Origin of the sequence: Microbulbifer sp. ALW1, assembly GCF_009903625.1 — a bacterium.
Lineage (GTDB): Bacteria > Pseudomonadota > Gammaproteobacteria > Pseudomonadales > Cellvibrionaceae > Microbulbifer.
The window spans coordinates 3775241-3789041 of sequence record NZ_CP047569.1 but is presented as its reverse complement, the minus strand read 5'-3'; the positions used below and the strand labels follow the sequence as shown (position 1 = coordinate 3789041).

10 protein-coding genes are annotated in these 13801 nt (G+C 57.6%); 6 read left to right on the top strand and 4 right to left on the bottom strand.

Features of this window, described 5'->3' with window-relative positions; translation table 11 throughout:
- Nucleotides 1-26 precede the first annotated feature (26 nt).
- The gene (locus GRX76_RS15655) at nucleotides 27-590 is read left to right on the top strand and encodes an SMI1/KNR4 family protein (protein WP_160154163.1); all 564 of its coding nucleotides are present in this window, start codon (nucleotides 27-29) and stop codon (nucleotides 588-590) included.
- Between the two features lie 93 nt (nucleotides 591-683).
- On the opposite strand, the gene GRX76_RS15650 is transcribed toward GRX76_RS15655, so the two are convergent.
- The 4 genes from GRX76_RS15650 to GRX76_RS15635 form a co-directional block, all read right to left on the bottom strand.
- Nucleotides 684-1502, bottom strand: a complete 819-nt coding sequence (locus GRX76_RS15650; RefSeq protein ID WP_160154162.1) for an alpha/beta hydrolase — start codon at nucleotides 1500-1502, stop codon at nucleotides 684-686.
- 60 nt (nucleotides 1503-1562) lie between these two features.
- Complete coding sequence (locus tag GRX76_RS15645) at nucleotides 1563-2849, bottom strand: DUF1302 family protein (RefSeq protein ID WP_160154161.1); 1287 nt, start codon at nucleotides 2847-2849, stop codon at nucleotides 1563-1565.
- Between the two features lie 50 nt (nucleotides 2850-2899).
- Nucleotides 2900-6142 (bottom strand): outer membrane lipoprotein-sorting protein, encoded by a 3243-nt coding sequence (locus GRX76_RS15640; RefSeq protein WP_160154160.1) that lies wholly within the window; start codon nucleotides 6140-6142, stop codon nucleotides 2900-2902.
- 138 nt (nucleotides 6143-6280) lie between these two features.
- Complete coding sequence (locus tag GRX76_RS15635) at nucleotides 6281-6898, bottom strand: TetR/AcrR family transcriptional regulator (protein ID WP_160154159.1); 618 nt, start codon at nucleotides 6896-6898, stop codon at nucleotides 6281-6283.
- 218 nt (nucleotides 6899-7116) lie between these two features.
- Here GRX76_RS15635 and GRX76_RS15630 point away from each other — a divergent pair, with 218 nt between their 5' ends.
- The 5 genes from GRX76_RS15630 (at nucleotide 7117) to dnaE (ending at nucleotide 13688) form a co-directional block, all read left to right on the top strand.
- The gene (locus GRX76_RS15630) at nucleotides 7117-8646 is read left to right on the top strand and encodes a DNA-3-methyladenine glycosylase 2 (RefSeq protein ID WP_236250408.1); all 1530 of its coding nucleotides are present in this window, start codon (nucleotides 7117-7119) and stop codon (nucleotides 8644-8646) included.
- A complete protein-coding gene (locus GRX76_RS15625) occupies nucleotides 8643-9125 on the top strand; it encodes a methylated-DNA--[protein]-cysteine S-methyltransferase (RefSeq protein ID WP_160154158.1) in 483 nt (160 codons plus the stop codon). Before GRX76_RS15630 ends, GRX76_RS15625 begins: the two co-directional genes overlap by 4 nt.
- 114 nt (nucleotides 9126-9239) lie before the next feature.
- Entirely contained in the window at nucleotides 9240-9791 is a 552-nt protein-coding gene (locus tag GRX76_RS15620) for a gamma carbonic anhydrase family protein (RefSeq protein ID WP_160154157.1), read from the top strand.
- A complete protein-coding gene (locus GRX76_RS15615; RefSeq protein WP_370463929.1) occupies nucleotides 9715-10026 on the top strand; it encodes a DUF1289 domain-containing protein in 312 nt (103 codons plus the stop codon). The genes GRX76_RS15620 and GRX76_RS15615 overlap by 77 nt, the downstream gene beginning before the upstream one ends.
- A 131-nt stretch (nucleotides 10027-10157) precedes the next feature.
- Nucleotides 10158-13688: a DNA polymerase III subunit alpha gene (gene dnaE / locus GRX76_RS15610; RefSeq protein WP_160154155.1), complete on the top strand. Its 3531-nt coding sequence runs from the start codon at nucleotides 10158-10160 to the stop codon at nucleotides 13686-13688.
- Nucleotides 13689-13801: the final 113 nt, after the last annotated feature.

The window sequence follows — 13801 nt, the reverse complement described above, 5'->3', positions numbered from 1 at the left end:
TTAGCTGCATAAGATTGTGGATAAGTATGAAAGAACTATGGGACAAATACGAAAAATGGTTGTCAGCTAACTTTGAGAGCGGGTTCAGAGACCTTAACCCGCCGATAACGGATGAGGAGCTTGAAAATCTCCAGTCAACACTGGATGTCCAGCTTGCTCAGGATTTTATTGATTTCCTCAAAGTCCATAATGGTCAGGCTGGTAATGCGGGCGGAATTATTGATGCGACCGAATTGCTGTCGTCAACACGGATTCTCGATGAATGGAGATGCTGGAAGGATCTGCTTGACAGCGGAGAATTTGAGGGCTATGACGAGGAGAGAGCTAACGGTGTTAAGGCAGACTGGTGGAATCAGAAATGGATTCCGTTTACCTACAACGGAGCTGGAGATCATCTTTGTCTTGATTTAGACCCCTCCGGTACAGGTTCACTTGGGCAGGTTATTACCATGTGGCACGACGACGGAGAACGCGAGGTAAAAAGTAACAGTTTTAAAGCTTGGTTTTCAGGCTACGTTGATGATGTTCTGCAAGGAAAGTACGTATATTGCGCGGATTACGACGGGGTCGTAAGCGTCGAAGATATCTAAGATCTAAAGTCTAAGCTAAGGCGGGGCCTCGGCGCTACCGCGCCGGGCCGGTAGTCATTTTCGGAGCAGGCAACATCTTTCGTGTTTGGAACTTTATTCGCACAGTCTGTTTTCGGTAAAGTTCAGTATCTGTTTACATAAATCACCATCGTCGAGTAAACGCGTGTGTCCCAGTCCGGAAGTGAGGAGTAGCAGCGCACTGGGGTTACTGTTCCTGATCTTCATAGCTTGTTCTACGGGTATTTTTCGATCATTCCGGTCATGCAGAATTAAGTGTTGGCCATTGTAGTTGGCTAATGTTGCGTCTGTGTCAACTTGGGCGATGGGGATACCGGCAAATTCTTCGATGCAGTCGTGCATATTCTGCCGCGCGGGTTTTGACAGGCAAAGCCAGTCTGAGACACCATTGATTGTGGATGCGGCGTCTGCCGGAGCTGAAATGGTCACCAGGTGTGAGGTTTTCAATCCCTGGCTTATCGCCAAGGTAGCCGCCAACCCACCCATGGAGTGACCCAACAACAGTTTGATCGGGCCGACAATATCGGCGGCTGCGTTCAATATATCGGCAAAGTGTTGCGGCGACGCGCGCTCGCCAGCGCCGTCCCCGTGTGCCGGTGGCTCGACTATCACTACGGCGTAGCCGTTGTCCCGCAATGCGCTAGCGATACTGTGCAGCTGGCTGTGGTGCCCCTCCCAGCCGTGGATCAGTAGTACTACGGGTTCAGATTTCGAGCCCCAACGTCGAACGCAGCCCTGTTCCAGTTGCCAGGTGTCATCCGCTTGTGGAAGCCGATTTTGGCTTTTGTACTTTCTTCGGGGGACCTGAATTTGTTTTGCTGCCCATTGGCCGATGGTGCGCGGGGCGATATAGCTGGCGCTCCCAATCAGTACGGGTAGGAGTTTGTATAGCACAGACATATCCTTAGTAGCTCTCTGAAAACGTTTGTTGAAAATTCAATCTAAAAGCGATTTCTAAAATCCATACTCGAAGCCTACCAACAGACGATCGCGGGCATCGAACTGGCCATATCGGCCGTACTGGCTTCCGTAAAACATATTTGCCTCTATACGTAATTCGAGATTGGCGAGATAGTCGTAAGTCAGTTCAGTTGACAGTAGGCCATCACCGCTATCGATGTCGTGTATCAGCAGGTTGCTCAAGGTCAGCACCTCATTGAGAAAGGTGTGCTCTATTAACAGGGTGGCGTCGGTTTCGATGGTATCCCGGTATGCGCTCACTCCGTCGCGGTCGAACCAGCTTTGAATCAGTTGTGCCGAAACCAGGGTGTCGCTGAGTCCCATCCAGTCCAGGCCAAGTGCGTAGCTCAATTCACCGCCACGAACAACGCCGTTGTTTTCTGCCATGGTGTTGGTTTGAATATGGCGGTCCGTGGTGTATCCCATTTCCGAGCGCAAGGTAAAATCGCCAAAGGCGTTGGAAGCGGAACCTCCGATGGTGTGGGTGCGTTCGTAAGACCCGTGGATACGCATTCCACTGTTTTCCTGATACAGGCGCATGACCGGTGTATCCGCATAGTGGTAGAGATAGTTCACCGTAAGATCCCAGCCGTGCAGGCGGCTGGAAAGTTGCAAGCCGGCGTCGGCATCGGCCAGAACACGGTCGGGTTTTTCAAACGTGTAACCGGTAATGATGCTGCCGGCTGGCGGAGTTACCACAAGTTCCGGCGACGTGGGGGCGTAGCTTGCGCCGGCAGCTGGCACCTCGTGATAGGTCTGGTCGGGTATCAGGATTAACTGACCGTCCCAGTCTTTGTTTAAAATGGTATCCATTGAAAATTCCCATTTGGCCGCCCAAAGGGGGATGCGGGAGGATTCAAAATCTTCCAGAATAAACTCGCGGTAGCGCTGTGGATTGACTCTGTCGAGCACTTTCAGGCCGTCGGTCTGCCCCCAGACAATCTGTTGCTTTCCCAGTTTGAGGTAAGTGCCAAACGGGTAAGCCTCAAGGTAAAACTCCCGCAGCTCTACTTCGGTATGCGCACCGAGAAATGCCCTGCGTGACCAGGCGTCGACCGCCGCCTGGTCCGGCTCACCGGGTTCGAGTTGGTTTTGGCCATCGACGCGAATGCGGCCAATGGCGGTGACGTCGACGCCGTTGGCGCTGCGCCACTCCAGTTGCGGAAGTATGACGAGTTCACTTTTCTGGGGTGTACCATCCGTAGTCTGTACCGCGTGTGTCGCACTGACGATACCGCCAATACGCATCGAGGCGGCACAGCTCGAACTCACTAAAGCCACAGAGATTACGCCCGCAAGCTGCCGATATGCTTCTTGTGTAATGGAACGCATTACCGTACGCCCCGGCGCAAAGTGCGCTCTTCAAAACGCTCATCGTCGAGGGGTGTATCGTAGGCAACGTCACTGATCAGCAAATGGGTCTGGTGGCCGGTCTTGTGGTTGTCCACGGTGATCTCGTGCACTGTCCAGATGCCGTCGACTTTGCGTACATCGGTAAACATCGCTGTTTTCAGCGGGTTGCCCTGAACATCGAAGTTTTCCGAGCGGCGAATGGTGTGGGTGGTCGGGTCTACATACCAGCGTGCGCGCCCGTAGCCCAGTTCCTCGGCCACTTGTTCACTGACCGGAGTACCCTCGACGACAATGGTGTTGATGCTATCCACTAACGATTCTTCGATGCGGGTAAAGTGCCAGTCCTGTAGAGAGATTTTGTTCTGGCGTTTCATTTCCTCGTAGGTCAGGTCGGTTCCGAGAAAGTAGCCGCCGCGGTCCGAAGCCGAGATTCGTCGTGTCTTACGCAGCGCGGGTAAATACAGCCACTGCTCGTCCTCGCTGTTGGGGTCTGCGTAATCGTAAGTGAGGAAGGCGGTGTCGCGCACGTTGGTTGGCTCCAGGTAATAGAGCACTTGCCGCTTGTCAGCGCCGTAGTATTTGCGCTGCACAATGGTCTGCTGCACCCGCTTTCGCCCCCGGCGGTCGGTCAGCGTAAGGGTCAGGTTTGCCCGCTGCGTAATGCCTTCCGGTCGCGCATCCACAGCTTGCATTATTTTCTGGCCAGTATTGTGATCGTCTGCGAATGCGGTAATGGCGAGAATGAGCAGCGTAATCCCGGTCAGTATTTTCAATACGCCGATGGTCGCGAATCCCTGCTGGAGCTTTGGTGTCGACAGCTTAGACGCCGGCTCATCCCGTTGACCAAACAGGGCGCGGGGACGCAGTACACCAATCAGCGCTGTCATACTGGTCATGCTGATCACGAAACTGGTGAATACCGCAATGGCGACCAGCAACCCGAAGTCTTGCAGTGGCGGCACCTTGGACGTCATCAGTACACCGAAGCCCAGGGCCAGTGCCAGCAGGTTGAACAGCAGCGCGCGGCCCGTGCTGGGGAAGAGAATGGCTACCGCCTCTGGGTAATCCATCTGTTGATCGCGAATCAGTGTGCGCAGGCGGTCGATGGTATGAATGGCAAAGTCCACCCCCAGACCAATAGCAATGGCCGCAAACATCGAGGTACCGATGCCGATCCAGATAACGGCATAGCCCATGATTGCGAAGACCATCAATACGGAGAAGGCCACGGGCAGGGTGGCAATCATCCCGAGTATCAGTGAGCGAAAAAATACGGTGGAGGAAACCAGAACCAGTATCAGCGCGAGTGCCATACCAGCGGCGGTGTTGCCAGCTAGTGGTTTTAGCCAGGAGTAACTGAGATCGATGGCGCCGGTTGTGTTGCCGCGGATGCCGGGTGCATCGAACTCTTCTTTGAGATATTGCTTGAGGCCCAGAACGATGGGTTCCACATCCTGGAAATTGTCTGCCTTGAGTTGACCGCGTACATGGGCTTGGCGGTAGTCGTAGTCAATCTCCTGTTCAAAGTCATCCGGCTCGCCAGAAGCGCTGTAGAGCAGGAAGTACTGGGCAATCAGTGCGGAGTCATCTGGAATCGCGTAGTAGGCGGGGTTGCCCTCGTGCAATGCCTGGTGCATCTGCTTGATGTAGTCGACGATGGAGGTGGTGTTTTGAAGGCCGCCGTGCTGTTCCATCCAGTTTTGTAATGCTTCGATTTTGCGTAGTTTGTCCGGTTGGAACAGATCCTCTGGCTGCGCTGTTTCGATAGCAACATCCAGATAATAGGTGCCGTCGAAGTGCTGGTTGATGATCCCATCGGCGATACGCAGGGGCTCCTGCTCCTGAAAGCTGTGTATGCGCTGGTCATTGAATTCGATTCGGCTGGCGCCGCCGATTGCAATCATCAGCAGTAGCCCGGTGCAGAGTAATATATGCACCGGGTAGCGGGCGACAATGCCCCCGCATGCCGCCATGATGGCTGTGGTGATACCACCCCGGGCATTTTTTGCTGCGTTTTTTACGGTGGTCTTTATTCGCGGCTTGAACAGCGACAACAGTGCCGGCAATAACAGCAGGGTCCAGGCCCAGGCGGCGAGAATCCCGACGGCGGCGAAAATGCCGTAGGACTGCATGGGGGGCAGGGATGCTGCCAGCGATAAGCCGACAAAGCCCGCGACCGTGGTGAGTGTGGTCAGGGTGACCGGTCGCCACATGGCACTCATCGCGCGCGCTACCGCCTGTTGCCCGGAAAGCTGCGGATTGTTCGTCAGCTCCTCGTAGTACTGGGTAAAGATATGGATTGAATCGCATACCGCGATTCCGATCAGTATCACTGGCAGCGAGTTGGTGATGACATACATGGGTACGCCCGCTGCCGCCATGCTGCCAAGTCCCACCGCGACGGTGCCGAATACCACCAGGTTTGGAAGCAGGGTGCCGGCAACCGTCCGGAACGCCAGCAACAGGACCGCGGTGATAATCAGCGCGGCAATCGGGTTCAGCCGGCTGGCATCTGCGGCGATGTAGGCTGACAGGTAGCCGGATACCGCACCCTGGCCGGCGACGTGAAGTTGCAGGTCATCCCCTAGCCAGCCTTGCTGCTGGCCCTCGGCGGTTATCTGCCCGGCTAATGCGAGCAATGCGTGGTACACCTGCTCGTCATTTGCTTCCGGCAGGGTTTCTGCAATTAGCAGTGTGCTGCTGCCATCGCGGGCGGCGAGGGTGCCGAGCATCAGCGGAAAGTTTTCCACCCGCTCCCGGACGGCCTTAGCCTCCGCCATTGTTTGCGGAGGCACTTCCCAGAATGATTCCACCAGCATTCCATCGCGGACACCGCGAATATCTTTTTCCGTGGCCAGGCTGGTAATCCCATCGGGGTCGATACCTTCGATGGTGGTAAGTGCTTGGGTGAGGCGCTCTACCAATTGCAGGGCGCTCGGGGTGTAGATGCCGTTATCCCCGCTTGTGGTCACCGCAATTACCATCGGGTCCTTGAGCCCGAACACTGTTTCTACATGGTCGCGATAGGCGAGAGCCGGACTGTCCCTGGGGACGAAGGCCTCCGGCGTTGTGTCCTTGGTCATGGCGGGCAAATAGCGCCCCACAAGGCCGATTGCCACAAAGCAGCCAATTATGACCAGCCAGCGCCAGCGCAGTAGCCCCCAAAAGAAGCGGTATGCGTTGGTGGTCGTCTCTGCGTGCCCTGAATTATCCGTTTTCATTAACTTTCCTCTGTTTATTCCCTACCTACCGATCGTTAGTTTCGTGGGGTGAAAAAAAGCGCAGTGATTACTGCGCGCGCGGCGTCAAGTTTTCGTGCCTGTTGTTTGTACCTTTTTGTTTGTACCTGTCGTTTGTCCCTACTGTTGGCGAAGGTACCCCAGTGTCTGCTCACAGATCCGGGTAAAGGTGGCCTCGGCGGATTTTTTACTGCCGGATTCCGATGGCAGGTTGATACGGGCGGTAACCAGCGCGCCCTGCACCGCGGCTATCAGCCACTCTGCCAGGTCAGAAGCCGAGCCGTGCTGGCTATCGATGCTGCCGTCGGCAATCCCGGCTTCAAACGCCGATTCGAGAAACTGGTGCTGCGCGTGAAAGACCGCTTTGACCGCCCGCTGCAAGCTATCCGGTAGGCTACCCCAGCTGGACGAGAAGGCGCCGGCCGGGCAGAGCCGGGTACCGGCGCCCAGCCAGCCGAGATAGAAATCGAAGCAGTAGGCCTCGAGTCGCTTTACCGGTGCCAACCCCGCCTTCGACTGCGACCAGCGCGCAATTCCCTCCCGAGCCCGCTCCAGCATGGCGACTGCCAGTGCCTCTTTGGACGGGAAGTGATGGTAAATACTCGGCTTGCGGATACCCACTTGTTCCGCCAGATCGCGGAAACTGAAGCCGTCGTAGGAAGCCTGCTGAATCAGCAATTGCGCGCTGTCGAGTAGCTGCTCTCGGGTGTCGAGTTTTGAGGTTGGCGTGTTTGTCATAGGGCACCGAATGCGTTATCTACCTACCGAAAGGTAGGTTTAGGGTGGGGCAATTGCAGATCGGTGTCAAGCAATCCGGTTTTTTGGCGGGAAAGGCGCTGAATCTGGTGGCAGTCACTGTCCCGGGGTGGAGCCCGGAATACTGCCAGGATCGTTGCCCGCTAGTCAGTTCCGAATCTGACTAGTCTCAATCATCCCCTCCCCATAAACTGGTACCCATGAATTCAACCAGTGAACTGACTGTGCAACCGGACCCTGAACTTTGCCACACCGCCCGGCTCGCCCGCGACAAGCGATTCGATGGCCGCTTCTATACCGCGGTGAAGACCACGGGTATTTTCTGCCGTCCCATCTGTCCTGCGCGCGCGCCGCTGGAAAAGAACGTGGAGTACTTCGCCACTGCAGCGGAAGCCGCTGCCGCGGGTTACCGGCCCTGTTTGCGCTGCCGCCCGGATGCGGCTCCTGGCAGCCCTGCCTGGGGGCTGGTGTCGACCACGGTGCAGCGCGCCCTGAACTTGATGCGGCGGGAACGGGAGGCTCAGTCCATAGAGCAGCTGGCCGATCGTTTGGGTATTAGCAGCCGCTACCTGCGCAAACTCTTTGCCGAACACATTGGTCTCAGTCCGCTGCAGGTGTGGCAAACCGAGCGCGCCCTGTTTGCGTTCAGCCTGCTGCGGGATACCAGCCTGCCCATTGGTGATATCGCCTTTGCTGCGGGGTTCAATAGCCTGCGCCGCTTCAATGGTGTTTTCCGCGAGATCTATCGGCGCACGCCCTCGGATGTACGTCGGGAAGAGCACCCTGAAAAGCGCAGCCAAAATCGGCAGGCGGGTAGCCCGGCCCAGGTGACCATGTACCTGAGCTATCGCCCCCCGTTTGATTGGCCCGCATTACTGGCATTTTTTGCGGCGCGTACCCTATCGGGGGTGGAACAGGTGATTGCCGCGGATGATCCGGAGCAGGGCGAGTACCAGCGCAGTTTCCAGCTGCTAGGTCAGCGCGGTTTTTTGCGGGTGGCCCACGAGCCGGACAAGGGACGCTTGCGCGTCCGGGTATTTGGCGAGGGGTGCGGAGCGGTGCTCTATCCACTGCGGGAAAAGCTGCGGCGATTGTTTGACCTGGATGCCGACAGCGATGAAATTCGCGGGCACCTGCAGATGGATCCATTGCTGAAAAGCGTTCTGGAAAAAAGCCCCGGCGTGCGCCTGCCGGGGGCCTGGGATCCTTTCGAATACACGCTGCGTGCCATTCTCGGCCAGCAGATTTCGGTTGCGGCGGCCACCACCATTGCCGGGCGTGTGGCCAGCCGGTATGGCGACTACTTCCCCGGACCGGAAGGACAATTGCTGCTGTTTCCCACCGCAGAACAGCTCCGCGATGCCGATTTCTCTGATATCGGTGTGACCCGCACCCGCGCGCAGACATTGCGAACCCTGGTCGCTGCAACCCTGACCGGTGAGGTCGATTTCGATGAGCCGGATCTGGAAAGGTTCTGTGCTCAGATGACGGCGCTGCCGGGCATCGGTGACTGGACCGCCCATTACACCGCGATGCGGGGCCTCTCGATGCCCGACGCCTTTCCCGCATCGGACCTGGGGATTCTGATCGCCCTCGGCGATAGCGAGCGCAAGGCGACACCCAAGCAGGCACTTACCCGCGCCGAATCCTGGCGCCCTTGGCGGGCCTATGCCGCACTGCTGCTGTGGCAGTCGCTCAAATTGAATTCGGAAAAGAGATCGTCAACATGATCCGATATGAAATTTACCCCAGTGTTTTTGGCGAGCTGGGTATCGCGGCGAGCGATACTGGGTTGGTGGGGATCGACCTGCAGGCGGGCAAGCGGCCACTGGCGGTGAAGGAGGATTGGCAGCGGGGTGCCAACCATCTGACCGATGCTGCTTCAGATCAGTTGGCAGCCTACTTTGCCGGTGAACGGCAGTCCTTTGATCTGCCCCTGGACGCGGCGGGAACGCCTTTCCAGCAGTCCGTATGGCGGGCCCTGTGCGCAATTCCCTACGGCGAGACCCGCAGTTACCGGGAGCTGGCAGAGGCGATTGGCAACCCGAAAGCAGTGCGCGCGGTGGCGCGTGCCAATGGTGCCAACCCGTTGTCTATTGTGGTTCCCTGCCACCGGGTGATCGGCGCCGACGGCACCCTGACCGGTTATGCCGGCGGGCTGGAGATGAAGGCCCGGTTGCTGGTGTTGGAGGGGGCTCTGATCGGCTGATCTGTCTGCCCGGTCAGGTCATTTTCGCAGGGGATCCGGGGTGGCAATCGGGGGCCTTGGGCGGGATAATGCCCGGCTGATTTCCACCCATCCAAGATCCTGAGCGGAGGCCGAATGCTGTACAGATTGGGCGATAAACAGCCACAGCTGGAAGGCGAGGGGCACTATGTGGCGCCGGGCGCCCGGGTAGTGGGCAATGTGTTGATGCAGTCCCACAGCTCTGTGTGGTTCAACGTGGTGATCCGGGGCGACAACGACCTGATCACCATCGGTGAGCGGTCGAATATCCAGGACGGCTCGGTGCTGCATACGGATCCGGGCCTGCCGCTGACGGTGGGCACCGGTGTGACCGTGGGGCACAAGGTGACCCTGCATGGATGCCAGATTGGCGATTACTCGCTGGTGGGCATGAATGCGGTAGTGCTGAACGGAGCCAAAGTAGGCAAATGCTGCATCATCGGTGCCAATGCGCTGGTAACGGAAAATGCGCAGATCCCGGACTATTCCCTGGTGCTGGGCAGCCCGGGCAAGGTGGTGAAAACGCTGGACGAATCGACCTTTGAGCTGCTGAAGGCGAGCAGCGATATCTATGTGGCCAATGGCAAGCGGTTTTCGGAAGAGCTGGTGCCGGTTGACGGTGTTAACGGTAGCGAGTGCGATGACTGAGAGCGATTGGAGTCGGGTGAAGTATCAGGAACCCGATCCTGCCTTTGAATTCCCTGTGAAATCCCCCTGTGTGTCGGTGTGTGCGTTGAATCGCGAGGATATTTGCGAGGGCTGCTTTCGCACCGGGACTGAGATCAGTCAGTGGGGGCGGATGTCTAACGCGGAGAAGAAGCAGGTCCTGCAGAATTGCCAGGATCGCGCGGTGAAATTGCGGCGGGTTTGGTGGTCCGACTGAATTTGTTTCTGTGGCGGTGCTCCACCTGCGTATCGACCGTATTACTTCGATAGAAATTATTGGGTACCCGGATCAAAACTCGAATCCAAATAACTGCAAATAGCTCCGGGCCAAATTAAATAGAACAGAATATGACCCAACCTTTCGTACATTTAAGAATTCACTCCGAATACTCCCTGATTGACGGCCTGGTGCGGATCAAGCCGTTAATTGGCCGCGTTGCCGAGCTGGAAATGCCGGCGGTCTCCATTACCGACCAGACCAACTTCTACGCCCAGGTAAAGTTTTACCGCGCGTGTATGGGCGCGGGCATCAAGCCGATCACCGGTGCCGACTTCTGGTTGCGGGAAGGGGGTGAGGAGCACCCGACGCTGCTGACCCTCTACGCGATGAACGAAGTGGGTTATCGCAATATTACCGAGCTGATTTCCCGCGCCTGGATGGAAGGACAGTACCACGGTCATGCGTTCGTCGAGCGGTCCTGGATTGAGGAGGCATCGGCAGGTGTTTTGATGCTGTCCGGTGCCAAGTACGGCGACGTCGGGCGGGCACTGATCGCCGGGCGCACTGCGCAGGCGGAAACCCTGGCCCAAGAGTGGGAGCGGATTTTCCCGAATCGTTATTACCTGGAATTGCAGCGTACCGGTCGCCCCGGGGATGAAGAGTACCTGCACGCGGCGGTGAATCTTGCCGGCAAACTGAACCTGCCGGTGGTGGCCACCAACGATGTGCGCTTCCTGGAAGACAGTGAGTTTGACGCGCACGAGGTGCGGGTTTGTATCCGCGAAGGACGGGCGTTGGATGATCCCCGTCGCGAGCGCCGTTATTCTGCCGAACAGTATCTGCGCACACCGGAAGAGATGCTGGAGCTGTTCAAGGATCTTCCGGAAGCCGTGGAAAACACGGTGGAAATTGCCCGCCGCTGTTCCTCGCCGATTCAGTTGGGTAAATATTTCCTGCCCCAGTTCCCGATCCCCGAGGGAATGACGGAGAACGAATTCTTCGAAAAAATTTCTTTCGAGGGCCTCTACGAGCGCTTGGAATTTATCCTGGATAAATCCGCGCCGGATTATGAGGCGCGCAAGAAAGAGTACGAGGATCGCCTGCGCTTTGAGCTGGATATCGTTATCCAGATGGGGTTCCCGGGCTACTTCCTGATCGTGATGGACTTTATCCAGTGGGCCAAGGATCACGATATCCCGGTAGGACCGGGGCGGGGCTCCGGTGCGGGCTCGCTGATTGCCTACTCGCAAAAAATTACCGACCTGGATCCGCTGCAGTACGACCTGCTGTTCGAACGATTCCTGAACCCGGAACGGGTATCCATGCCCGACTTCGACGTTGACTTCTGTATGGAGAAGCGCGACCGGGTAATCAGTTACGTGGCCGATAACTACGGCCGTAACGCGGTGAGCCAGATTATTACCTTCGGTACCATGGCCGCGAAGGCGGTGGTGCGGGATGTGGCGCGGGTGCAGGGTAAGTCCTACGGCCTTGCGGACAAGCTCTCGAAAATGATTCCGCCGGATCCGGGGATGACCCTGATGAAGGCGTTCGAGCAGGAAGATATTCTGCGCGAGTTCCTGGAGAACGACGAGGAAGGCCAGGAAATCTGGGAGATGGCGCTGCAGCTGGAAGGCGTGGCGCGGAACGTGGGTAAGCACGCGGGTGGTGTGGTTATCGCCCCCACCAAACTGACCGACTTTGCACCGCTGTATTGTGACGAAACCGGTGCGGGTCTGGTCACCCAGTTTGACAAGAACGACGTGGAAGACGCGGGTCTGGTGAAGTTCGACTTCCTCGGCCTGCGCACCCTGACCATCATTGACTGGGCCAAGGCGATGGTGGATGAGCAGCGCGCACTGGAGGGCAAAGAGCCGCTGGTGATTGAAGCGCTGCCGCTGGACGATGTGGAAACCTTCAAGCTGATCAAGCGCGCCGAGACCACCGCGGTATTCCAGCTGGAATCCCGCGGTATGAAGGACCTGATCAAACGCCTGCAGCCGGACAACCTCGAGGACATGATCGCCCTGGTGGCCCTGTTCCGTCCGGGCCCGCTGCAGTCGGGCATGGTGGACGACTTCATCAACCGGAAACACGGCCGCGCCCAGGTGGCCTACCCGGATGCCAAGTACCAGCACGAAAAGCTGAAACCGATTCTCGAGCCCACCTACGGCGTTATTGTTTACCAGGAACAGGTAATGCAGATCGCCCAGGAGCTCGCGGGCTACACCCTCGGCGGCGCCGACATGCTGCGCCGGGCCATGGGTAAGAAAAAGCCCGAGGAAATGGCCAAGCAGCGCAGTACCTTCGAGGAGGGCGCCAAGTCGGAGGGCGTCGATCCCGATCTGGCGATGAAAATCTTCGACCTGGTGGAAAAGTTCGCGGGCTATGGTTTCAACAAATCCCACTCCGCGGCATACGCCCTGGTGTCCTACCAGACCGCCTGGCTGAAGGCCCACTACCCGGCGCAGTTTATGGCGGCCACCATGTCTTCGGACATGGACAAGACCGACAAGGTGGTGACCTTTATCGAGGAATGCCGGGCGATGAAGCTCGACCTGGTACCGCCGGACGTGAACCTCGGTAACTACCAGTTCTCGGTGCCTGTCTCCGCGAATGGCGACAACCGCATCATCTACGGTCTTGGTGCGATTAAAGGCTTGGGTGAAGGTCCGATCGATAACATCATCAGTGAGCGGGAAAAAAACGGGCCCTTCAAGGACCTGTTCGACTTCTGCTCGCGGATCGATCCGCGCAAGGTGAACAAGCGTGCGCTGGAAGCCCTGGTGCGCTCCGGTGCCCTGGACAGCATTGGCCCGGACACCTCCAGTGCTGACGGTCTGGACTACTCCCGCGCCGTGTTGTTCAACGCCCTCGATGAAGCGGTGAAATCCGCCGAGCAGCAGAGCAAGAACGACAGCGCCGGCATGATGGACCTGTTTGGCGAAGTGGTGCGCTCGGCCAGTGATGGCGATGTGTACGAAGATTTCCGCAATGCGCGCCCCTGGGGGATTCGCGAGCGGTTGGAAGGGGAGAAAAATACCCTCGGTCTGTACCTGACCGGCCACCCCATCGACGAGTACGAAGAAGAACTGAAACACCTGGTGAAAGCGCGTATCGCCGACCTGAAGCCCGGCCGGGAAAACCAGAAGGTGGCCGGCCTGGTTGTGGGTATGCGGGTGATGAAAACCAAGCGCGGCGATTCTATGGCGATTGTCAGCCTGGACGACCGCAGTGCGCGGATCGAGGCGGCGGTGTTCAGTGAAGCGTTCGGCGAGCACCGGGAAAAACTGGTGAAGGACTCCCTGCTGGTACTGGAGGGCTCCATTTCCCACGACGACTACAGTGGTGGCCTCAAAATGAGTGTCAACAGCGTGTCGACTCTGGATGACCTGCGCAGTGGCAGCGTGGTTGGGGTGACCCTGAAGCTGGACAGTGCCCAGGCGCTGCCCAAAATGGGACAGCGTCTGAGCGCCTGCCTGCGCCCCTACGTGGGGGGCAATTGCCCGATTCACGTGGAAGTGGAGCGCAGCGACGCCCGCGGTGTCTTCCGTCTCGCGGATGAGTGGAAAGTGGAGCCAAATGACCAGCTGATCCAGTCCCTGCGGGAGGTGATTGGCCGGGAGCGGGTGCAGCTCAACTACACTTCTCGGCAGTAAGTGAGGTGTGCACTCGACTGAGTGGTTCTATCCCGGTAAGCTAGCCGCCATTTTCAGTAGACGGGCCTGTTTGCGACTGATCGGGGATTTTCGGTCGCATTTTTCAACTTTTT

Coding starts and splice junctions, on each gene's coding strand:
- GRX76_RS15655 (WP_160154163.1), top strand. CDS start 27: ATGAAAGAACTATGGGACAAATACGAAAAATGGTTGTCAGCTAACTTT.
- GRX76_RS15640 (WP_160154160.1), bottom strand. CDS start 6,142: ATGAAAACGGATAATTCAGGGCACGCAGAGACGACCACCAACGCATAC.
- GRX76_RS15635 (WP_160154159.1), bottom strand. CDS start 6,898: ATGACAAACACGCCAACCTCAAAACTCGACACCCGAGAGCAGCTACTC.
- GRX76_RS15630 (WP_236250408.1), top strand. CDS start 7,117: ATGAATTCAACCAGTGAACTGACTGTGCAACCGGACCCTGAACTTTGC.
- GRX76_RS15625 (WP_160154158.1), top strand. CDS start 8,643: ATGATCCGATATGAAATTTACCCCAGTGTTTTTGGCGAGCTGGGTATC.
- GRX76_RS15620 (WP_160154157.1), top strand. CDS start 9,240: ATGCTGTACAGATTGGGCGATAAACAGCCACAGCTGGAAGGCGAGGGG.
- GRX76_RS15615 (WP_370463929.1), top strand. CDS start 9,715: ATGTGGCCAATGGCAAGCGGTTTTCGGAAGAGCTGGTGCCGGTTGACG.
- dnaE (WP_160154155.1), top strand. CDS start 10,158: ATGACCCAACCTTTCGTACATTTAAGAATTCACTCCGAATACTCCCTG.